The organism is Barnesiella sp. WM24, from assembly GCF_004570975.1.
In the GTDB taxonomy this organism is placed as follows: domain Bacteria; phylum Bacteroidota; class Bacteroidia; order Bacteroidales; family Muribaculaceae; genus Muribaculum.
The window spans coordinates 124,105-145,768 of the sequence record NZ_SPPC01000002.1 but is presented as its reverse complement, the minus strand read 5'-3'; the positions used below and the strand labels follow the sequence as shown (position 1 = coordinate 145,768).

Genomic DNA, 21,664 nt, shown 5'->3' with positions numbered 1-21,664 from the left:
GGGGAGGGGATAAAAAGCGGCGGAGCCATGTCGCACGACATAACTCCGCCTGTAATATTTATGAGAACCAATTTATGCGTTCTTAACCTTCTCTACAACTGCCTTGAAAGCGGCGGGGTTGTTGAGAGCGAGGTCGGCAAGCACCTTACGGTTGATCTCTATGCCTGACTTGTGGATAAGTCCCATAAGCTTAGAGTAGGAGAGGTTTTCCTCGCGAGCGGCAGCGTTGATACGCTGAATCCACAATGCGCGGAAGTTGTGCTTCTTATCTTTACGGTCACGATAAGCATAGGTAAGACCCTTTTCCCAAGTGTTTTTGGCAACGGTCCACACATTCTTACGTGCGCCATAGTAACCACGGGTGAGTTTTAAGATTTTCTTTCTGCGTGCTCTTGAAGCAACATGATTTACTGATCTTGGCATTTTAGTAATGATTTTTGAATGTCAGCGGCGTTTTTGCTCTTTTTTGCTGTGCATTCGGTTAATAAAAAGATTATAAAATCACGAATTAAAAAACAGTGAAACCTTTACGTTACAGTGCGAGCAAATCTCTTACTTCGCGTTCGTCAACCTTGGCTACTGTGCCGAAGTGGGTGAGGTTTCTCTTTTGCTTCTTGGTCTTCTTTGTCAAGATGTGACTTTTAAAGGCATGTTTTCTTTTGATTTTTCCTGATCCGGTAAGGGCGAACCTCTTTTTGGCACCGGAATTAGTCTTAACCTTTGGCATTGTTTTAATTTTTAATTAATTCGAGTTATATAATTGTGTGATTGGCAAGCCAATCGATTTATTTCTTTTTGGGCGAGAGCATGATTGTCATTCTCTTGCCTTCAAGCACCGGCATCTGTTCAAGCTTTCCAAGCTCTTCGAGGTCGTTGGCAAAGCGAAGCAGCAATACTTCTCCTTGCTCCTTGAAGAGGATTGAACGTCCGCGGAAGAACACGTAGGCTTTTACTTTTGCTCCTTCCGACAGGAATCCTTGGGCATGCTTCAGCTTGAAGTTGTAATCGTGGTCATCGGTCTGAGGTCCGAAACGAATCTCTTTTACCACTACCTTGGTAGACTTGGCTTTCTGTTCCTTCAGTCGCTTCTTCTGCTGGTACAGGAATTTCTGATAGTCAAGTATCTTGCAGACAGGCGGAGCTGCATTGGGCGAAATCTCGATCAAGTCAAGTTCCTGCTCTTCGGCAAGCTTGAGTGCATCGTGGATTGAGTATATGCCTGGCTCCACATTGTCGCCCACAAGTCGTACCTCGCGGGCGCGTATGCGCTCATTTATTGCATAAGGATCTTTTTCTTTCTGCGGTCCTCTCCGCTGATTGCCGCGTTGCGGCCCCTGATTACCGGGTCTGTTGTCCATTCAGTAGTGTTATTGATTTATCAATTTGTTGACCTCGTCAGTCAAATATTCTGCAAAGGTAGTAATTTTCATTGTACCTTTATCACCTTCACCCTGTTTTCTTACAGAAACTTCATCATTTTCTGCTTCTTTTTCTCCTACAATCAGAAGATAGGGTATGCGTTTGAGCTCGTTGTCGCGGATTTTCTTTCCGATTTTCTCGTTTCTGTCATCGACAATCGTGCGGACATCAGCGATGTTCAGCTCGCGTGCAACCTTGTGGGCGTAGTCGTTAAACTTCTCGCTGATAGGAAGCACAACCGCCTGGTCGGGTACAAGCCACAACGGGAATTTACCTGCCGTATGCTCCAGAAGCACAGCGACAAAGCGTTCGAGCGATCCGAACGGTGCGCGGTGAATCATGACCGGACGGTGTTTCTGGTTGTCGGCTCCGGTGTATTCGAGCTGGAAACGTTCGGGCAGGTTGTAGTCAACCTGAATTGTTCCGAGCTGCCAACGGCGACCGATGGCGTCTTTAACCATGAAGTCGAGTTTCGGTCCGTAGAATGCTGCTTCACCGAGTTCGGTGCGTGCGTTAAGTCCCTTTTCCGCACAGGCGTCGATGATTGCCTGCTCGGCAAGGTGCCAGTTTTCGTCAGAGCCGATATACTTTTCTTTATGCTTCGGGTCGCGGAGCGATATCTGTGCTTCGTAGTTGTTGAAGTCAAGAGTCTTGAAGATATAAAGGATGATGTCCATTACCTTGAGGAATTCATCCTTAATCTGGTCGGGCGCGCAGAATATGTGGGCGTCATCTTGAGTGAAGCCGCGCACACGTGTCAGACCGTGGAGCTCACCGCTCTGTTCGTAGCGGTACACGGTACCAAACTCGGCGAGTCTCATAGGCAGGTCGCGGTAAGAACGCGGGTATGCCTTAAATATCTCGCAGTGGTGGGGGCAGTTCATCGGTTTCAGCAGATATTCTTCACCTTCTTCCGGTGTGTGAATAGGCTGGAAGGAGTCCTTGCCATATTTTGCATAGTGACCTGAGGTCACATACAGATTCTTGTTACCGATATGCGGAGTGATTACCTGAAGGTAGCCATACTGCTTCTGAATCTTGCGCAGGAACTGCTCAAGACGGTCGCGCAATGCAGCGCCCTTGGGAAGCCAGAGGGGAAGTCCGGCACCTACATTGGATGAGAAGGCAAAGAGTTCCATCTCTTTTCCGAGTTTACGGTGGTCGCGCTTCTTGGCCTCTTCAAGCAACACCAGATACTCGTCAAGCATCTTCTTCTTGGGGAAGGTTATGCCGTAGACGCGCACAAGCTGGTTGCGCTTTTCATCGCCACGCCAGTAGGCACCGGCAAGCGAGGTTATCTTTACCGCTTTTATCGGGGCGGTGTTAGGGATGTGAGGTCCGCGGCAGAGGTCGGTAAACTGTCCCTGGGTGTAGGTAGTGATGTGACCGTCTTCAAGCTCGCTGATAAGCTCACATTTGTATTCTTCGTTTCTGTCGCCAAATAGTTTGAGCGCGTCAGTCTTTGATATGTCAGCTCTTACGATTGGCTCCTTTTTCTGGGCAAGCTCAAGCATCTTCTTCTCGATAGCGGGGAAGTCGGCGGCTGTGATGGAGTGTCCATTGGTGTCGATGTCGTAGTAGAAACCGTTTTCAATCGCCGGCCCTATACCGAACTTCACTCCGGGATAAAGCTCCTGCAACGCTTCGGCGAGAAGGTGGGCTGAACTGTGCCAGAAAGCGTGCTTGCCTTCCGGGTCGTCCCACTTGAAAAGTTTAATCTCTGCGTCTGCGTTTATGGGGCGGCTTATGTCCCAATCCTCACCGTTGACTGTGGCGGCAAGTATATCCTGCGCCAGACGGGTGCTTATGCTTTCAGCAATCTGGAGCGGGGTTGTGCCCTCTTCATACTGCCTTGTGCTTTTGTCGGGAAATGTAATCGTAATCATTTTATTTCATTTAATTTTCATGCTGACAGGGCGCAATTTCCCCTATCGCGCAAAAACGACTGCAAATTTACGCAAATATTTCAAAACCACAAATAAAAAACACATTGTCAATGCCTATGCCGTAAATCAATGCAAGAATCGAAAGAAGTCGGCTGAATTTCTAATCCAAGTTTCATCAACATCTGGAATAATGATTTGAATGATTTGATCTCAGACGGCGCTTAACAATGGAGGTAAGCAGAGACGCTTTATTACCGTCGTAATTATTACCACGGTGACAAAGTTGTTGGGTTTGGTTATTTGTCGGAGAAGAAAGCTGATTGTGAACCGGATGACATATGTCGCGCTTTCAATGGGTCGGGGACGGGTGTCACAATCGGTCTATATAGTCGTCGGCTTGTCGGCGTGACGTGAACCGTATGATCTCTCCGGTGTAGCCCTGCAGCAGTTGCCTTATGACCGGAAGCTGCCGGTCAGGATAGTCAATGATAGATTGTCTTAAATTTTTGTCGAGAGTCTCGTCGGTCCATGGCATGTCGCTATGGGCTTTCCCTACACGGTTTTCCGCGCCTGCAAGACATGTCTCGGTCGGAAGGTCAAAGAAAAACACGGTGTCACACCGTCTCATCCTTTCAGGCAGTGTGCGCTGATACATGCCGTCGATTATCCATTTTTCTTTATTCATAATCTCCCGGAGCTGCCGGTCAAAGTCATCGCGGCTTATAGTTGTCCTGTCGTGACGATGCCATATCATGTCGAGATGGTAGAGCGGAATGCCTGTCTTTTCCGCCAGTTTCTTTGCAAAGGTGCTTTTCCCGGCTCCGGGACATCCTATGATTATTATCTTATCCATAAAAAATAAGTCGGTTTTGCGAGACGCTTAATCAGAACCTGTTTTTTTCCGAAAGTCCCGCCCCGGTTCCTTTATACCGGCTCTTGGTGGTGTTGAAGTTATAGCGGATTGTCAATTCGACATTTCTTCCATGATTATTGACATTGGATTGCATTTTGACATTACCGCTGTAAATATCCGCATGATAAAGCATACCGTTGAAAATATCATTCACGCCCAAATATACCGAGAGAGACTTATCGAGGAACATTTTATATACTCGGAGATTAACTGTAGATTGCGTATGTGTGTAAGACCAGTTTTTCCAGTCTCCACGACTGCGCCACCAAAACGATGCTTCTATAAACCAGTCTTTCGGGAGTGTAAATGTATTCTGCATCTGTATTGTGAAGATTGGACTGCCTAACTTCAAATATTGGTCACGATAGTTTATTCCAAACCACTGCTTCTGCATCCCCAAAGAAAGCGATGGGTGATATATTCCAAATACCGGGGAGGCATTAAGGTATATGGAAAACAGTTTTTGGTTGGGTGTATTGGTTACCGTGAATACATTTATCTTTTCGTTACCCTCATATGGCTCGTATATTTGAGTTGTGACATCTTTTGTATAAGTGTATTGGGCTGAAAGGGTTATGTATTTCCAAGATGCCTGTGCCGTGAAGTCCTGACGTTTGGCGGGTTTCAAATAAGGGTTTCCGCGGGTGTATAGCATTGAATTTACATAAAAATAGTTGCCGGTAAGATTATTATAGGTCGGACGCGAGATTCTGTTGCTATATGACAAGGAAAACTTGAAATCTCCCGGCGAATAGGTTATATTCGCAGAAGGGAACAGGTTGTTATACGTTTTGCTCTGTCCGTCCACCAACTTATCATTCAAATAATAGTCAGATTTGACATGTTCGTACCGGACTCCGGCAGTTGCACTGAATTTCCCGAAAGTCCGGCTGATTTCTGCAAAAATGCCCATATTGCTCTCTCTTACATCTGTAAGTTCCGAATTTAGTATGTTTTCAGGATTGCGGAAGTCATTGCGACTCCTTGAATTGGTATATTCTTCACCAATAAGGATATTACCTTTGGGAAGTTCGTATGAAACAGATGCCTTCTCTGCAAAGAGTCGGTTGCGGGTAGTATTGAATGTTGTTACATTCCGGTCATCAGAAAACTTGTTTTGTTCGTACTGATATGAACGGTCATTATCTTTGGTCTGCATATAATCACCGTTGAAATCGAATGTAAACTTTCCAACTGTGCCGTTATAGTATATGTTGGCACTGTTGCAAGGCAGAGCCTTGAACCAACCTTTAAGGTCGGAAACACTTGATTCAGACAGCTCGCTGTTTTCCGTTATATCATTAAGGTAATGACCGAAGTGATGCCCTCTGTTATAGTCATGTTGATAGTATGCGCCAATACTATGATTTTCGTTGAACTGATAATTAAAGCCTATCTTGCCCGTGATGTTTGTCTGTGTTGTAGAAACAGACTGATCAGAAATCATTTCAAGCAAGGACTTGCCATAGCTTGTAGTAACGGCATATTCATCGTCATAATTCTTGCCATGACTGAAATAACCCATGCCGAAGATTTCAAGACCACCGGTGCGATATTTTAGATTAAGCTGCTCCGTTGTTGTGAACCACTTATTATAAATGTTATCGGTGTATGCTGAAACGCTGAATCCTTCGCCTACCGGCTTCTTAGTTACGATACGAATGACAGCATTGACATTTGCTCCATATTGTGCACCGGGGTTGTTGATGACCCGTATTTCCTTTATATCGCCCGATGAGAGTTGCCCGACTTCATCGGAACTTCTGACAAGTCTGCCATTTATATATATGATAGCATCCCCTCTACCGAACACACTGAAATTACCGTTTGAGCCTGTAACCATAGGTATATTTTTCAGCACATCATCGGCTGAACCGGCAGTGGCAAGAACACTGTTTTCAACGTTTGTGACGAGAGCGTTTCCTTTTACTCTTGTAAGCGGGCGGTTGGCTTTTACCACAATCTCTCCGAGCATTACTGAAGAGGGGCTGAGTGTCAGAGTGGAGAGGTTGCCATCGGCAGGGATGTCTGTAGTAATAGCGTCGTAGCCTGTCATTGTGATTCTTGCCATGTCGGCAGTGGAGTCGGCATTTTCAAATATAAACATTCCCGCTGCATCGGTGGTCTTTCCATCCACATATGTGGAATCCTTCATGATGACGACATTTACAAATTCTACCGGACTGCCTGTCTCGTCCAATACTTTGCCCTTGATTTCTCTTGCCTGGAAAAGATATGGAAATGCCAGCAGTGCTGTAATTGTGAAAAGGAGTCTCATAACCTTAAATATTTGTAATGTTTTTATTAAAACATCAGCTTTTGCGATAAGGTTGCATGTTACCCCCCCCAATAGTTAATATGTGTTAACTATCTTGCTTTAGCTGCGAAAATGTTGACCGTCGACGCAGAAAGTAGTCAAAGATTATGTTAGGCTTTGACGGGAGTAGATTCTTGTCAGGGTGAGAGGTGTAGGCTTGAGCCATCTTTCTGAAGTCTCTGTGGGCATGTAATATCGCCGAGGCATTCTTGAAGTCGAGCGAGACAATGAATTTCGCCCATGCCAGCGTGTCATACAAGCGGCGTATGACCAGACGCTTCCTGCGGCATGAATCGGGCAGATTCTTGTGCAGCAGGAGCAGGTTGTTGCGGAAGTTCAGATATGTCTTGCGTGGATTGGATGCAGGCAATGTGCCGCCGCCAAGATGGTAGACGATGCTTTGAGGCACAACCTCGATGTTGTAGCCTGCGAGCTGTATGCGCCAGCAGAGGTCTATCTCTTCCATGTGGGCGAAAAAGTCGGCGTCAAGGCCTCCCGTCTTTTCATATAGGCTGCTTCTTACCATCAGCGCGGCTCCGGAAGCCCAGAATACTTTGGCGACGTCATCATATTGTCCGTGGTCGGTCTCTACATTGTCAAAGATTCTGCCTCGGCAGTAGGGGTAGCCGTTGCAGTCGATATATCCGCCGGATGCACCTGCATACTCAAAACTGTCGGGATGGTCCACGCTGCGTATTTTCGGCTGTACGGCGCCTGTCTCAGGATGGCTTTCCATGTAGTCAAACAGTGAGTTCACCCATCCCTGAGAGGTAGCCACATCGCTGTTGAGCAATACGGTATACCGGTATTCGGTCATGGCTATCGCCCGGTTGTAGCCCTCGGCAAAACCGTAATTTCTGTCAAGCCTGATTGTTTTTACCTCAGGGAATCTTTCGGCAATCAGTTGCAAGGAGCCGTCGGTGCTTCCGTTGTCAGCGACAATTATGTCGGCGATATTATTGTCGGTGGTTTTTACGACCTCCGGGAGGAATCTTGACAGCATTTCCTGTCCGTTCCAGTTCAGTATTATTACGGCTACCGGCTTATTCATTGTTTCCGGGCTTATGGCTGTTGTCATCGCTGTATTGCACCTTGTTTTTCCAGCGCCTGTGGCTCCATAGCCATATTGACGGCTGGCGCAGGATGGTCGTCTCAAGCATTCGCGTGTAGGTGTCGGTTATCTCGAATTGTGGCATGGCGGCAGCGTTGTCGGTGATAAGGCGTGCCGTGATGCGGTAATGTCCGCGTTTCACTTTTTCCATGTCCCAGTATATCGCCACAAGATCAAGCTTGCGCACGATTGTCTCCGTCCCGGTTATGATTGCCGTGGGGTGGTTCAGAAACTTCACAACATGCACGGTGTCGTTGTGGCTCGGCTTTTGGTCGCTCATGAAGCCCGTGATTGACAGCTTGCCGTCGCGCTTTAGACGCAGAAGGTCGCGAAACACGAGGCGCTTGTCGTAAGATACAGAGCCAAACCGGCTGCGGAGCTTCAGAAAGTAGGCGTCAAACCAAGGATTGGTGAGCGGACGGTACACCTGTGCAAATACGGTCTGTTCCGATGGCTTATGTCTGGTCCACAGGGTTATTGACGGTGCCCACTCCCAGTTGCCGCAATGAGAGAAATACATGGCGAGCGACCTCCCCTCGTCAAAGTAGCGGTCAATCATGTCGGTGCCCACAAATTCCATGCGGCGTTTCATCTCGCTGTCCGACACATGGGCGAGTTTTATGGTCTCTACAAAGTAGTCGGTGAAATGGCGGTAAAACTCTTTTATGATTTGCTTGCGCTCTGGCTCTGTCTTCTCCGGGAAGGAGTCACGGATATTGCCGCTTACCACGTCGCGGCGGTAACGCGCTATGTGGTAAACTATTACATAAAGCAGGTCACTGATTATATAAAGGATTCCGAAAGGCAGTCGGGAAATCGCGTCAAGCAGCCACCCGAGCGGGGTGTAATACCAGGCATGTTTCATAATACAATGTCTCCTTTTACATATTCGCCCGACGGGTCGGTCTCTCCAAGTCTTACCGAGACAATCGTTCCGGCAAGCGACGGGTCGGCGTCGACTTCAACTTTGATATAATTGTCGGTAAATCCGCTCATAGGCTTTTTCCCGTGGGGGTGTTCAAGCAGCACCGGTCTTACTGTCCCGGTGAATCTTGACATGAATCCGGCGAGCTTCTTTTCCGAGATGCCGAGCATCACATTGGTGCGGCGGTGTTTCTCTTTCTGGTCTACCACGTAATCGATGTCAAGCGCGCGGGTGCGCGGTCGTTCGGAGTAGGGGAACACATGCAGGCGTGATATGTCAAGCGACTCCACGAAGTCGCGCGATGCCTCAAAGAGCAGGTCGGTCTCTCCGCGCGCTCCGGCGATGAGGTCGACGCCGATGAACGCGTGGGGCATTACCGAGCGTATGTGTTCCATGCGGCTGCGGAACAGTGACGTGTCGTAGTGGCGGCGCATAAGCCTGAGCACTTCATCGCTGCCTGCCTGCAGGGGCACATGGAAATGAGGCATGAATCGCTTTGACCGCGCCACCCATTCGATTATCTCCTCAGTGAGCAGGTTGGGCTCGATTGACGATATGCGGTAGCGCTCGATGCCATCTACCTCGTCGAGAGCCTTGATGAGGTCATGAAAGGTGTCGGTGCGTCCCTTGCCGAAATCACCGATGTTGACTCCGGTAAGCACTATCTCTTTGCCGCCTTCGGCTGCCACTTCTCCGGCTTGCCTTACAAGCTCGTCGATTGTGCCCGAACGGCTTCTTCCCCGCGCCATCGGGATGGTGCAGTAGCTGCACCAGTAGTCGCAGCCGTCCTGTACTTTCAGAAAATAGCGGGTGCGGTCGCCACGTGAGCAAGAGGGATTAAAGGCGGTGATGTCGCGTGTCGGTGTCACGAATGTCGCGTTTTCACGGTTTTCGCGCCAATTTTTCAGATACTCGGGCAGTTCAAGCTTGCGGTCGGTGCCTGCGACGATTGCCACTCCCGGTATCGCCGCTATCTCTTCGCTTTTGAGCTGGGCATAACAGCCGGTCACCACAATAGCCGCGTCAGGATAAAGGCGGTTGAAGCGGTGTATTGCCTGGCGGCATTTTTTGTCGGCGATTTCCGTGACACTGCATGTGTTGATTACAACAAAGTCGGGGGTCTCGCCCGCCTGCACGCGTCTTATCCCATTGTCGGAGAAGAGGCGTGCCACGGTGGAGGTCTCCGCGAAATTGAGCTTGCACCCGAATGTGTGAAACAGTGCGGTGCCGTTGCCGAATGTCGTATTGTCAATCATAATGCAAAATTACTACAATTTATAAAATAGCGGTAGATAATTTGGCGGTTTTGTGAAATTAATGCTTACATTTGCATCCCTCGTTTCAAACTATTTCTCATTGCATTTGTAATTTAATGTATCATGACTATTCCTGAACATATCAACGATATATATGCTTCCGGCTTCCGTGACAACTGGTCGTTGCCGGCGATAACCGACTACGGCACCGGAAAGACATTCACTTACGGGGCGCTATCCTACGAGATTGCGCGTATCCACATGACCTTTGAGCTGAGCGGCATAAAGCGCGGTGACAAAGTGGCGCTTATCGGAAAGAACTCTCCCGGCTGGATTATGGTGTTTATCGCCACTGTGACCTATGGAGCCACGATTGTGCCGATATTGCAGGAATTCAACCCTACCGACGCGCAACATATCATCAACCACTCGGAGAGTGTGATGCTCTTTGCCGACGATAACATATGGGAGTCGTTTGAACTGGAAAAGATGTCGAGACTGCGCGGGGTCATCTCGCTTAACACAGGCAAGGTGCTTGCCGAGGATTCTCGCAACGGAGGGGTGCTGACCAATGTGTCTAAAAACATAAACCGCCGGTTCAAGCGTAAGTATAAAGGTGAGTTTGTGCCGGAATATGTGAAATATGTGACCCCCGACGATGATGACGTGGCTGTGTTGAACTATACATCAGGCACTACCGGGTTTTCAAAAGGCGTCATGCTTACTTACCGCAACCTGTGGGGCAACGTGAGCTTCGGCATTAAGTCGAGGCTGCATTACCAGGGGTCACGGTGTCTGTCGTTTTTGCCGCTTGCCCATGCTTACGGTTGTGCGTTTGACATGCTTGTGCCTCTCGCCGTGGGAACCCACATCACCGTGTTTGGCAAGTTGCCGTCGCCCAATCTCCTTTTAAAGGCGCTTGCTCAGGTAAAGCCTAATCTTGTAATCTGCGTCCCGCTTATTCTGGAAAAGATTTACCGCAAGCAGATACTTCCTATGCTCACCAAAAAGGGAGTCCGCTGGGCGTTGCAGGTGCCGGGGGTTGACAAGGCGTTCTATGCCATTATACGCCGTAAGCTTGTAGAGGCGTTTGGCGGTGAGTTTGAAGAGGTGATAGTGGGAGGTGCCCCGCTCAACCACGAGGTGGAGGAGTTCCTTCACCGCATCAAGTTCCCGTTTACAGTGGGCTACGGCATGACCGAGTGTGGACCGCTCATCAGCTATACGCCGTGGCGGCAGTTTGTGGTAGGTTCGTCGGGTCGCACTTTGCCTCATATCATGCACAGCAAGATTGTCAGCGATGACCCGGTCAATATCCCCGGGGAGATATGTGTGCGCGGGGTCAATGTCATGAAAGGTTATTACAAAAATGCCTCCGCGACCGAGGCTGTGCTTGATGCCGAAGGGTGGCTGCACACAGGTGACATGGGGACGCGTTCCGATGACGGCACGATCTTTATCAAGGGGCGTTACAAGACTATGATTCTGTCGTCCAACGGTCAAAACATCTATCCTGAGGAGATAGAGGCAAAGCTAAACAATATGCCGTATGTCGCCGAGAGTCTTGTCGTTGAGCGAAATAACCGTCTTGTCGCGCTGGTCTATCCCGACTATGAGGCTATGGATAAGTTTGGTGTAACCAACGAGCAGTTGCCCGAGGAGATGGACAAGGTGCTTGCCGGACTCAACAAACTTGTCGCCCCATATGAGCGCGTTGACCGTATACAGCTTATAGCCAATGAGTTTGAAAAGACTCCCAAACGCTCTATAAAGCGCTACCTATACAACGCGTAAGCTTTAGAACACGTATCCGAATCCGAAATTAAGATATATCGGATAAAGATTGAATGTCACCGTATTGAACGAGGAGTTGAAGATGTCATTCAGTCCCCATGTGAGATTTGCATTGATTACGAGATGATTCAATGCCAGCCAAGAGCCTCCGGCCTGGAGTCCCCATTGAAACAGGCGTATGTCATTGGAAAAATCGTAGGTGGCATAAGCATCGCCTTCAAATGTTACTTTATTTCCGGTCGGACCTCCCTCTCTTAGATATCCGTCATGGACTTCTCCGTTAAAGTCGTTGTTAAGAGCAAGTGCTACATAGGGCCCGAAATTCACCTTCCAGCGCTTGTTGATACGGAAGTTGGCTGTTACCGGAAACGCAATCTGCTTGGAATGATATACCGTGCGGACTTTCCCTGTCCAGTTGCCGCTTACGCTGCTTCCATCCATGGCAATCTCCATTCCGTAGTTTTTAACCGTAGCACGGGTCTTCATGCCTTTTTCTTCAAAGCGTAAACCTATGGCTACTCCCCAACGCCGGGAGGGGGTAAACCATTTTGTTACCGTGGTTCCTATCTGCAGATTTAGATTTGGATTGTAGCCGTCGATATGCCGTATTTCCGCAGGGACAGGAATCGGTGCCGACCCTCCGATATTGACAGCCGCATAAATCTCATATTCAAAACCTTGAAGTGATGACCATTTGAGATTGTCAGGCTCGCTGTTTTGAGCCTTTGATATAATTGATGTAATCAATATGCACAATAAAACACTGTATCTCTCGATTTTCATAATCTGGCTTATTATTGGTTTTCAACGTCATCACATACAAGACTCATTTCGTCAATCTGAAGCTTGCTGCCAATTGCTCCTGAGAAATAGTCGCCGTCAACGCTTGACGAGCATACTATGGTAATGCTGTAGCCTCCTTCTCTTAGCTTGTCCTTATCGATATATTTGCCGGAGCGGATGACAAAAGGTATGGAAAATTTGGTCCATTCCTCTGTCGGTTCTTCGGTTATCAGACGCGCGGTTGCTATTATGTTAGGATTATCTTCTGAAGCCAAATTACTGCCGTCGAGCATTTCCATGCCTGGCGTTACTTCAAAAAATACAGCCTGGATGCTGCAAGCGTCTTTCTTATCGGGGACTTCAATAAGGTCGCCGCCGTCGGCTTGATAGTAGACCGGTCCCGGAGTATATTTGAAATATCCTTCAAGTATCTTGGGCTCGTTGAAAAATGGCATTCCAAACTGTGTTGCCTGGAGTGGACGTGACAGGGCGTTGGTCACATCAAATTTTCCAATGAAAATACTGCCTGCCGCCATGGGCTTTTTACCGATTTTGCCAAAAGCGCCTGTTGTGTGAGTTTCCATTACGGCACATTTGCCGGTCACGCCATTTTCACCTTGATAGGTCGGGAATGTCTCGGGCGTTTTGCCCAGTCCGGTGAGTGCAAATCCGGCATTTCCGCTTGCCCATGAAAATATTTCGCTGCCATTTGCACTGATTTCATAAAATACATCATAGGAATAGCTGCTTTTGCTGACAAGCCTGACATTCTCAAAATCGTAGTTGAGATTTACCGTATTACCCGCTTGGACTGCAACGGTATATACTTTGTGCTGTTGGCGGTCTTCCGAAGTCACAACGTAGCGTTGAGGCGATGAAAAATCAAGAGCGGTGCCGCTCGGCGGATTTATCTCGGCGCCCGGCGTAAGTTCAAATTCCGGCGACATATTACGTACATTTGTGCCTGATTTTACGATAAATGTCACTTTATCGTTGGTTATGATTGGTTCGCGGGTAAGGTCTACGCCCGGCAGGAAGGCTTCGGTTATGTCACACTCGGCATTAAGCGGTTCCTTGCTTATGCATGAATTTAAGAAGAGTGATATTAATAAAAATAATGTCCATTTAAATGATGCCATTGCTTATAACATTGATTTATGTCGGCAAAGTTACCTATTTAATTTGATTAAATGTAGGATTAGTTGGAGCGGAAGTCGATTAAGGTGAGATATTTTTCATATTTTTATATATTAGACAATTTTTGCTTAACTTTGTGCCCGATTTTAATGATTGTATTGTCTCGCCCATGGTGTGATGGGGGACATTTTAATTATCAAATATAGTAATGAAAATGAGAAAGAATCTTCTATCGCTGCTTTCAGTTGCGTGTGCGATGTGCTTGTTTACCGCATGTGAAAATGATGATGATGCTCAGTTTACAGTGCCTTCCGGTCCGGTAACTTATAAATCGGGAGAAGGGTTGATGTTTACGAGTAATGGAGAGATTGTAGACAATGCTCAGGTTACATATATACCTGATGAGGTTAACAATTATCTTGGTGAAATTACGGTTGCATTGATTGACAATGCACGTGCTGAAAGTCTGCAGGTCCTTCCCGGCTCAACTTCGGTTACCTTTGCGGTGGAGCTTGAAGACGCTATGGACAAGTTTGTTTTTTCAGGAAACGGAGAGACCGACTATTGTACCTTTGATTATGACGGTAGCATCCAGCAGTCATCGATGTATCTGAATTTTACCAACATAAATATAAAGGATGTCGACATACCCGGCTACAAGGCAACATTTACCGATGCTTCAGGACTGGTCATGACTTATAACGGTAACCCGCTTCTTGGCAAGCAGGTTGTGGTTGTGACTGAACCGGGGCTGACATCGGCGAAATTGGTAATGTCGGGTGAGACACTGGATATTTCCGAGTTAATGGGGATGATTCCGTCAAGCAGGGCTGACGAGTCTGATATGGATGCGCTCATGAACCTGCCCACTTGTGGTGTAATTCCGGGCTCTGTGACTAATGAGCTTACTGTAGAGCTAAATTCTGACAATGAATTTAACGGCTCGGGCGAGACGGAATTTATCACTTTCAGCTATGACGGAAAGATCACCGAAGAATCTCTTGTATTTAATATAACCGATGCTACGCTGAAAGACAGCTCATTGGCAGGCTCCAAATGGGAGATTTACAATGAGCCTAATCCTTGGTATGATCCTGAAGACCCCTCGGCAGGTGCGGCTGTAACCTACAATGGTGTTCATGTATTGTGGGAGTCGGAAAAGAAGGTGGAATTGTTTCCCGGCTCCGAAATGCAGATAGGCGAACTTGTTACTCTTGCTCTGGCTTTTGTAAGCATCGAGGGTCCTGATGGCACTCCCGCCTCAATCCATAATTTGCTCGGTATGGCATTGAAGGATATCACATTCCTTGCCGACGGAAACATCACCGCTACCTATCTTGACACAGCTACAGGAGCGTATAGCGCTTCTCCTGTCAATCTTGCGCAGTATGTAGTGACAGGTGCCGGAGAGCTTCGTCTCTTCCTGAATCCTTCGGCTATTATCGCCAATGTTATAAATCATGGTGGTAAGTCAAGAAGCGTCGACACTATGTCGATACTCATGAATGTGGCACAAGATGTGGTACCTTGTCTTGTAAACGGTTTCCCTGTGGTTTATGGAACCGACAAGACCGGTTATTATGAAAATATGGAATACTTTGCCCTTGGCACTGAATTTCTTAAACCGGTCCTTAATGCCGTATCGCCGATATTCTCTGATGAAGAATTTATACAGATGGTTATGGAGGCTATGAGCTCTGATCCGGTATTCGGCTCGATGGCGTCAATGATGGAGCCTGTGTTGCGTGATCTTCCGGAGATTATCGAGAAGACCACGGCGATTGAGGTCGGAATCAATGTTGTCAGGTTGCAATAAGTAATTTGTATTAAATAACTACAGAAATGTGTGGGTGTCAAAAATTTGGCATCCACACATTTTTTTTGTATGGCGGCCATAGGTCGGGCATGAAATTTCAATATTTTTTGCGAATTTTGACCGAAATTTTCTAATTACAATAAATTATGTGTAATTTTGTAAATTCCGGGTAGAGTTGTGCCTGCGTTGGTGTGCAGACATTTTATACTTGGTTATTTGTAAGATATAAACTAATCATTAATTGATAATGGAAATGAGATTCAGAAGTTATGCTATGCTTTTGCCGGTGACAATGTTGCTGGCATCGTGTGCAGGCGAGGATCCATGGCGCGGAGACGGCGGCGGAAAGGGCACTATTGTCCTTAACCTTACCGCTTCAGGCGAACTGGACAATCTCACCGCTCAGGGACGCGCCGAACAGTCGGCAACCGTTCCCAATTTTCCGACTGTAGACCAATTCAGTATACGCCTCACCCCCGTTGGCGGGACGCCGATTGAATATAAGACTGTAGCCGAGTTTGAAGAAAACATGGAAGCCGGTGTAAAGGCAGGTGCCTACACCATCGAGGCCTATTACGGCGACCCGCTTGACCAGGGCGACAAGCCTTATGTGTATGGAATGCAGACACTGAGAGTCAACGAGCAGTCGGTGGCGACCGTTGACATGACAGCTACGCTTGCCAACTCTCTCGTGGAGGTGACCTATACCGACGCTTTCAAGAGTTACTTCAAAAATTACTCTACCACGCTTAAAAGCGATAAAAACAGTGAAAGCGTTGTGATCTCGGGCGTCGACGGCGCGACCCGCTACGTGACTCCGGGCTTTATCAATGTCACAATGGCCGCCACTTACATCAACGGCAAGGAGGCTCATCTGAATCCAAAGAATTTCAGCGCCGAGGCGGCTTATCTTTACCGCGTGAAATATGATGTCAATGCCGGACAGGTAGGCTCACCGACGCTTTCAATCACTTTTGACGACAACATTGACGAGGTGGAGACTGTGGAAGTCGACCTGAGCAACGACTTCTTCTCGGCATCCGAGCCGGAGATCACCCCCGATGGATTTACTTCCGGAGAGACGCTCTCTTACCGTGCCGGCGCATATTCAGGCGATCCGCTCCGCTTCAACGTGTGTGCCGAGGGTAAGATTTCAGAGGTGATTCTCTCTGTGACCTCTTCCGGAACAGAGACTGTCTACGCTCCTGCATTTGGCACTTCGGTCAATCTCGTCCACGCCGACGCCGCCACTCAGGCGCGACTGAGCGACGAGGGAGTGACTGCCGTGGGACTTTTTGGCAATACCGACAAGCTTGCGATGGTCGACGTGACCGGACTTGTAAACCGCCTTCCCGAGGGTACTCATGAAATATCGCTCATCGTAAAAGACGAGATGACGCGTGTCAGCGAGGCCGTGAAGTTTACATTTGTCGTGATTCCCGTGACCCTCAAAGTGGTAAATTCACCGGAGAAGCCTTATGACAGGGAAGAGGTTGAACTGATGGTTAATTACGACGGTGAAGACCTGTCGGCTGTCTCGTTCAAGACGAGAGATGAAAACGGAGTGCTTGTTTCATGTGTTGTCGGTCAGCCGGTTGACAAAGGCGAGGGCAATTATCTCTATACCTTCCGCTTGCCGATTGACAGAAGGGCGAGCCAGTCGGTGACTGTATATTACAAAGACAAGGAGAAGGCTGCTGTAGATGTTAAGGTCGTGTGGGCTGAGCCTCAGTTTGAGTTTGACGCGTTTGCCAAGTGGGCGCGTGTTAAGGTTACCGGTTTCTCCGATAATTTCTTCAACATGATTGTTGACAACAAGTGGCTTGAAATCGTGACATCCGATAATAATCATATCTATCCTGAATATGACCGCGAAAACAAGTGGTTTGTCTACGAAGGACTGGAGCCTGCCACTGATTATTCAATATTTGTCAGGGATGGAGTCTATACCAACAAGTTCACTACTGAAGCCGCAACCGATGTTCCCAACGGCGACTTCTCGCTCACTACCCAAACAATAAATATGACCAAAGTAAAAGTGGGTGGTAATTGGCAATGTGGTGCGATTACTTATTCAAATACGTCCTCTATTATATGTTCGGAAGCGAATGGATGGATGTCTATAAATAGTAAAACTTGCAATGTTAATGCAACAAACAATACCTGGTTCAGAGTTCCCTCTACCTATGTCGAGGAGGGTATGTGCATAGTTAGAAGTGTGGCTTTTGATCATGATGGAGTAGAACCTTCCAAAAGTGGTGATTTCTGGAGTACAACTCATTATTGCACTAATGTGCCGACTTTTGCTGAAAGTGACAGGGTTGCCGGTGAATTATTCCTTGGAAGCTATAGTTACACAGCAAGTGGTGAGAGCAGAGTTAATGGAATAAGTCATGGTTCACGCCCCTCTTCAATTTCATTTGACTATTCTTATGCAGCCGTAAATAGTGAGAGTGGCAAGTTTATAATAGAGGTGTTGGATGCTTCCGATGCTGTTATTGCTTCTAAAGAAATTGAGCTTGCCGAGGTTGAACCCATGACGTCAAAGAGTGTTGTCCTCCCCTCATATGAATTTGGCTCCAAGGCTGCTAAATTGCGGGTGAATTTCCTCTCTTCAACTTTGGCTAATCCTGCGGTCATTGTTCCGACCGGTAAAGCTCTTAATGATGGGGGGGGATTAAAAGATAATAATTTTGACCCTAACCAGTATAAATCGCTTGCTACCGGATCGGTATTGACTATTGACAATGTTCAACTTCACTATGACAAATAATCTGACAATGAAAAAACTTATATATATAATAATGTGTACTGCGGTTCTTTTCATGTCGCAGTCATGCAGTAAGGAATCCCCTTTCTCAGGTGAGGAAGCGACGATGGGGCAGGTGATCACGTCCAATCTTATACTTGAGTTTATAAACGAGGATCTCCAGTCACGCGCCGGCACCGATGTCAATCTCGCTGATTTCACGGTTGCCTTCTGTAAAAATTCTGATGAGACCCCCTATGTGGAATATAAGTATAACGAGATGCCCGAGGTAGTGTCGCTGCCGGCAGGCATGTATCGCGTCAAGGCGTATTATGGCAAAGAGGTGGATGCTGACTGGGAGTCGCCCTACTACTACGGCATTACCGACCCTGTCACTGTCACCGCTAAAAAGATTACCACAATTGAGAAGCCTATAAAGTGTAAGCTTCAGAATGTAAAAGTGACTGTCGAGTACAACGAAGAACTCAAACAGCTTATGTCGGCCGACTCCAAGGTTGATGTCAACATGGTAGCCAGTGCGGTACTTACCTTTACAAAAGACGAGACAAGAAGCGGTTTCTTAAAGGCTGAGGGTACGACTATGATTGCAAACTTTACCGGTACAGTCAACGGTCAGCAGGCGCAGACCGACAAGAAATACTCTGACGTCAAGCCGGGTACTCATTATCACATACTGTTTGTTTACAAGGCTGCGGGCGTGACCGGCGACGGAACTATCGACCCGACAGGCGGCATAAAGGTCAACGCCCAGGTGACAGTGACCGACATTAACGACGGCACTAATCTTGAAGGCGGCGGTGATGACGAGTATCTTGAAGATGACCGTAACAAGGGTGGCGAGGATGAGCCTGATGTGCCCGACACTCCCGATGTGCCCAATCCCCCGGCTGCCGCCGGCCCGGCAATTGATGGCGGTAAGATTGCTCTGTCTGATGGCGATGCAAGCGGAACACTGATTCCTGTCACTGTGACCTCAGGCATGGAGTGTGTGATAAAAATCACAAGTGCTACCGGCTTTACTCAATTTACGGCTGACATCGTATCGCCCAATCTTTCTCCGGAAGAGCTTGCGAGTGTAGGCTTGTCAGGTCACCTTGACCTCTGCTATCCCGGAGAATATGCCGATGCGCTGGAAGGCTTGGGCCTGCTTCAAGGCGGCAGCTACTTAGGCGCTAAGAGCGCGGATTTCTCACTTACCGGTTTCCTTCCGATGCTTGCCATATTTGGTCCCGGTCAGCACTCTTTTGTACTGACTGTAGGCGATGAATCGGGAACTACGGTTAAAACGCTGACTCTAAAATTTGAATAGCGATGAAAACTAACATAACCATTATATCGTTAATCGCGTTAGGCACATCGCTTGCTGGTGTGTTAGGCGCATGCACCGCCGAGGCTCCGTTTGCCGGAGAGGGTGAGGGTGCGGTAAAGATGCATGTTGTGCTCAACGACAGGCTTTCACGAGCCGACGACGCCGATACCGATGAACTTGCTGAAAACTGTAAGATTTATATCACTACAGGCGAAGGTTTTGGCAACGTGCTTCATAAATGGACAGGAATCAGCAATGTGCCTGCGAGTGTGGCGCTGCGTTACGGCGCATATCGTGCCGAGGCTTATGCCGGTGACTCTGTGCCTGCTTCATGGGACAAGAAGTATTACACCGGTTACACTACCTTTGATGTAGGTGCCTCGCAGCCAAATCCTGAGGTTCAGATTGATTGCAAGATAGCCAATGTCGCTGTGTCGGTTGACAAAAACAGTGTGGACAACTCGGTTATCGCTGATGACTACACGGTTACTTTCGGCATCGGTGACACCAACAAGACACTTGTATATACAAAGGCTGAGGTCGACAACGGGCAGATGGGATATTTCATGATGCCTGTCAACCAGACCGACATCCGCTATGAGATCTCGGCAAGCGACATGGATGGAAATTCCCACAGCTATAGCGGGACCATAGCCAATGTAAAGCGTGCCCATGAGTACAGGCTTACATTCAAATATGGCGACAACGGTGAGACAAGCGGAGGCGCATTCATTACGATTGAGATTGAGGATCTCGAGCTGATAAATGACGAGATTGTAATCGAGGGCGTTCCTACGGTTACCGGAACCGAGACTCAGAAAGTCAACCTTGAAGGCAATTTCGAGGATGAAGTGGTGTCGGTTGCGTCCTATGGCGCGTTGAAGAGTCTTGAGCTTTCTCTGCCCGCCGGCACTATGTCGAGGGCTGCGGCAGAAGTCGATGTAGTAGATCTTATCCATATCAGCGAGGCGGTAAGAAATAACCTCGCGTCAAAGGGCGTTGATTTTGACGAGATCGTAGAAGAGAAAACCGGTGTACATCTCTATCATGTCAATTTCCGCGCGAAGTGGCTTAACGCCCTTCCCAAGTCGGAAGAAGCTATAATTGTGCCTGTCGTGGCGGTTGACAAAAACGACAATATCGTAAGACAGGAGCTGAGCATCGCCAATACAGAGAGCGCGATAGTATACGCTGACCCTGTGTTGCTTGATGACATTGATGTCAACAATCTGCTTGCCGTAACCGGAACCTCCGCTACTGTCACTCTCAAGGTGGTGAGTCAGGATGCCGGTGTGCCTGTGGTGCGGTATTGCGAGGAAGGTACTGAAGACTGGCTTACAGCTGAAGGCACTGCTTCGGGTAATGTAATGACCTTCAGGCTTACCGGATTGAAGACGGGCACACGCTATGAATATCAGGCTGCGGTGGATGATTTTATCTCGGAGTCAAAATATTTCACTACCGAAGAGGCTTTCGTCATTCCTAATGCAAGCTTTGAGTCATGGAATACTTATTCTGCAAAGACAATGTTTGGTCAAAAGAATGTGATTATTCCCTGGGCTGAGGGCAACAAGTCTGCTTCATTCTGGGGTTCAGGAAACGAGGGTGCGGCTACTGCAAATAAAGTCCTTACAGATAAGTCAGCCGACATGGTTAATTCGGGTTCATATTGCGCCCGTCTTGCTTCTGATGAGGCAGCGAGAATAATCGCCGCAGGAAATATCTTTGTCGGGGAGTATGTTGAAACCGATGTTACCAACGGCGTGTTGTCGGTCGGTCGTCCTTACAATGGAAGTCATCCTGTGTCGTTGAGGTTTTATGCCAATTATCGCCCTGCTTCCGGAGTGACGGTAAAATCGGGCAATGAGGCTTTTGTACCGGACGGATTTAAGGGGGGGACTGACCACGGACAGGTGTATGTAGCGTTGACTACCGAGGCTGTCGAGATAAGGACCAATCCTGATAACCGCAAGCTCTTTGACAGGAACGGAAGTGAGGTAATTGCCTATGGTGAAGTGTCATGGACAGGTAATTTCGGACCTGACGGCACTCTTCAGGAAGTAGAGATACCGCTTGAATATAACAGCCGCGCGAAGAGTGTGCGCCCGACCCATCTTGTCATTGTCGCTTCGGCCTCTAAATACGGTGACTATTTCTCCGGAGCTAAGGGTAGCGTGATGTGTCTCGATGACTTCGAGCTTGTATATTGATATATCCTGATTGCCTGA

16 protein-coding genes are annotated in these 21,664 nt (G+C 47.9%); 5 read left to right on the top strand and 11 right to left on the bottom strand.

All coding sequences use genetic code 11. The features are described from left to right. Positions 1 to 72: 72 nt before the first annotated feature. The 9 genes from rplT to mtaB all read right to left on the bottom strand — a co-directional run bounded on the left by rplT (position 73) and on the right by mtaB (position 9,827). Positions 73 to 423 carry a 50S ribosomal protein L20 gene (rplT, locus tag E4T81_RS02540; RefSeq protein WP_135041106.1) on the bottom strand — a complete coding sequence of 117 codons (351 nt, stop codon included), beginning with the start codon at positions 421 to 423 and terminating at the stop codon, positions 73 to 75. Between the two features lie 109 nt (positions 424 to 532). Next, a complete protein-coding gene (rpmI, locus tag E4T81_RS02535; RefSeq protein WP_135041104.1) occupies positions 533 to 727 on the bottom strand; it encodes a 50S ribosomal protein L35 in 195 nt (64 codons plus the stop codon). Positions 728 to 785: 58 nt separating this feature from the next. Further along, positions 786 to 1,358: a translation initiation factor IF-3 gene (gene infC, locus E4T81_RS02530; RefSeq protein ID WP_135041102.1), complete on the bottom strand. Its 573-nt coding sequence runs from the start codon at positions 1,356 to 1,358 to the stop codon at positions 786 to 788. Between the two features lie 9 nt (positions 1,359 to 1,367). Continuing rightward, positions 1,368 to 3,305, bottom strand: coding sequence for a threonine--tRNA ligase (thrS, locus tag E4T81_RS02525; protein WP_135041100.1), 1,938 nt, complete (start codon positions 3,303 to 3,305; stop codon positions 1,368 to 1,370). A 370-nt stretch (positions 3,306 to 3,675) separates the two neighbouring features. Then, positions 3,676 to 4,158, bottom strand: a complete 483-nt coding sequence (locus tag E4T81_RS02520; RefSeq protein ID WP_135041098.1) for an AAA family ATPase — start codon at positions 4,156 to 4,158, stop codon at positions 3,676 to 3,678. 31 nt (positions 4,159 to 4,189) lie between these two features. Next, positions 4,190 to 6,496: a TonB-dependent receptor domain-containing protein gene (locus E4T81_RS02515; protein WP_135041096.1), complete on the bottom strand. Its 2,307-nt coding sequence runs from the start codon at positions 6,494 to 6,496 to the stop codon at positions 4,190 to 4,192. An 85-nt stretch (positions 6,497 to 6,581) separates the two neighbouring features. Further along, positions 6,582 to 7,586, bottom strand: coding sequence for a glycosyltransferase family 2 protein (locus tag E4T81_RS02510; protein WP_135041094.1), 1,005 nt, complete (start codon positions 7,584 to 7,586; stop codon positions 6,582 to 6,584). Next, entirely contained in the window at positions 7,579 to 8,511 is a 933-nt protein-coding gene (locus tag E4T81_RS02505; protein WP_135041092.1) for a lysophospholipid acyltransferase family protein, read from the bottom strand. Before E4T81_RS02505 ends, E4T81_RS02510 begins: the two co-directional genes overlap by 8 nt. Further along, positions 8,508 to 9,827, bottom strand: coding sequence for a tRNA (N(6)-L-threonylcarbamoyladenosine(37)-C(2))-methylthiotransferase MtaB (gene mtaB, locus E4T81_RS02500; RefSeq protein WP_135041090.1), 1,320 nt, complete (start codon positions 9,825 to 9,827; stop codon positions 8,508 to 8,510). Before mtaB ends, E4T81_RS02505 begins: the two co-directional genes overlap by 4 nt. 123 nt (positions 9,828 to 9,950) lie before the next feature. On the opposite strand from mtaB, the gene E4T81_RS02495 reads away from it, so the two are divergent. After that, positions 9,951 to 11,621, top strand: a complete 1,671-nt coding sequence (locus E4T81_RS02495; protein WP_135041088.1) for an AMP-binding protein — start codon at positions 9,951 to 9,953, stop codon at positions 11,619 to 11,621. A 3-nt stretch (positions 11,622 to 11,624) separates the two neighbouring features. Here the strand turns inward: E4T81_RS02495 and E4T81_RS02490 are convergent, their stop codons facing one another. Both E4T81_RS02490 and E4T81_RS02485 read right to left on the bottom strand, forming a co-directional pair. Next, positions 11,625 to 12,398, bottom strand: coding sequence for a porin family protein (locus E4T81_RS02490; protein ID WP_135041322.1), 774 nt, complete (start codon positions 12,396 to 12,398; stop codon positions 11,625 to 11,627). Positions 12,399 to 12,415: 17 nt separating this feature from the next. Continuing rightward, entirely contained in the window at positions 12,416 to 13,543 is a 1,128-nt protein-coding gene (locus E4T81_RS02485) for a PCMD domain-containing protein (protein WP_135041086.1), read from the bottom strand. 212 nt (positions 13,544 to 13,755) lie between these two features. Between E4T81_RS02485 and E4T81_RS02480 the strand changes: the two genes are divergently transcribed. The 4 genes from E4T81_RS02480 (at position 13,756) to E4T81_RS02465 (ending at position 21,646) form a co-directional block, all read left to right on the top strand. Then, a complete protein-coding gene (locus E4T81_RS02480; protein ID WP_135041084.1) occupies positions 13,756 to 15,357 on the top strand; it encodes a DUF4925 domain-containing protein in 1,602 nt (533 codons plus the stop codon). Between the two features lie 247 nt (positions 15,358 to 15,604). After that, the gene (locus E4T81_RS02475) at positions 15,605 to 18,130 is read left to right on the top strand and encodes a DUF4493 domain-containing protein (protein ID WP_135041082.1); all 2,526 of its coding nucleotides are present in this window, start codon (positions 15,605 to 15,607) and stop codon (positions 18,128 to 18,130) included. Positions 18,131 to 18,137: 7 nt separating this feature from the next. Continuing rightward, positions 18,138 to 19,436: a DUF4493 domain-containing protein gene (locus tag E4T81_RS02470; RefSeq protein WP_167761595.1), complete on the top strand. Its 1,299-nt coding sequence runs from the start codon at positions 18,138 to 18,140 to the stop codon at positions 19,434 to 19,436. Positions 19,437 to 19,438: 2 nt separating this feature from the next. Further along, positions 19,439 to 21,646 carry a PCMD domain-containing protein gene (locus E4T81_RS02465; protein WP_135041077.1) on the top strand — a complete coding sequence of 736 codons (2,208 nt, stop codon included), beginning with the start codon at positions 19,439 to 19,441 and terminating at the stop codon, positions 21,644 to 21,646. Positions 21,647 to 21,664: the final 18 nt, after the last annotated feature.

Coding starts and splice junctions, on each gene's coding strand:
- rplT (WP_135041106.1), bottom strand. CDS start 423: ATGCCAAGATCAGTAAATCATGTTGCTTCAAGAGCACGCAGAAAGAAA.
- rpmI (WP_135041104.1), bottom strand. CDS start 727: ATGCCAAAGGTTAAGACTAATTCCGGTGCCAAAAAGAGGTTCGCCCTT.
- infC (WP_135041102.1), bottom strand. CDS start 1,358: ATGGACAACAGACCCGGTAATCAGGGGCCGCAACGCGGCAATCAGCGG.
- thrS (WP_135041100.1), bottom strand. CDS start 3,305: ATGATTACGATTACATTTCCCGACAAAAGCACAAGGCAGTATGAAGAG.
- E4T81_RS02520 (WP_135041098.1), bottom strand. CDS start 4,158: ATGGATAAGATAATAATCATAGGATGTCCCGGAGCCGGGAAAAGCACC.
- E4T81_RS02515 (WP_135041096.1), bottom strand. CDS start 6,496: ATGAGACTCCTTTTCACAATTACAGCACTGCTGGCATTTCCATATCTT.
- E4T81_RS02510 (WP_135041094.1), bottom strand. CDS start 7,586: ATGAATAAGCCGGTAGCCGTAATAATACTGAACTGGAACGGACAGGAA.
- E4T81_RS02505 (WP_135041092.1), bottom strand. CDS start 8,511: ATGAAACATGCCTGGTATTACACCCCGCTCGGGTGGCTGCTTGACGCG.
- mtaB (WP_135041090.1), bottom strand. CDS start 9,827: ATGATTGACAATACGACATTCGGCAACGGCACCGCACTGTTTCACACA.
- E4T81_RS02495 (WP_135041088.1), top strand. CDS start 9,951: ATGACTATTCCTGAACATATCAACGATATATATGCTTCCGGCTTCCGT.
- E4T81_RS02485 (WP_135041086.1), bottom strand. CDS start 13,543: ATGGCATCATTTAAATGGACATTATTTTTATTAATATCACTCTTCTTA.
- E4T81_RS02480 (WP_135041084.1), top strand. CDS start 13,756: ATGAGAAAGAATCTTCTATCGCTGCTTTCAGTTGCGTGTGCGATGTGC.
- E4T81_RS02475 (WP_135041082.1), top strand. CDS start 15,605: ATGGAAATGAGATTCAGAAGTTATGCTATGCTTTTGCCGGTGACAATG.
- E4T81_RS02470 (WP_167761595.1), top strand. CDS start 18,138: ATGAAAAAACTTATATATATAATAATGTGTACTGCGGTTCTTTTCATG.
- E4T81_RS02465 (WP_135041077.1), top strand. CDS start 19,439: ATGAAAACTAACATAACCATTATATCGTTAATCGCGTTAGGCACATCG.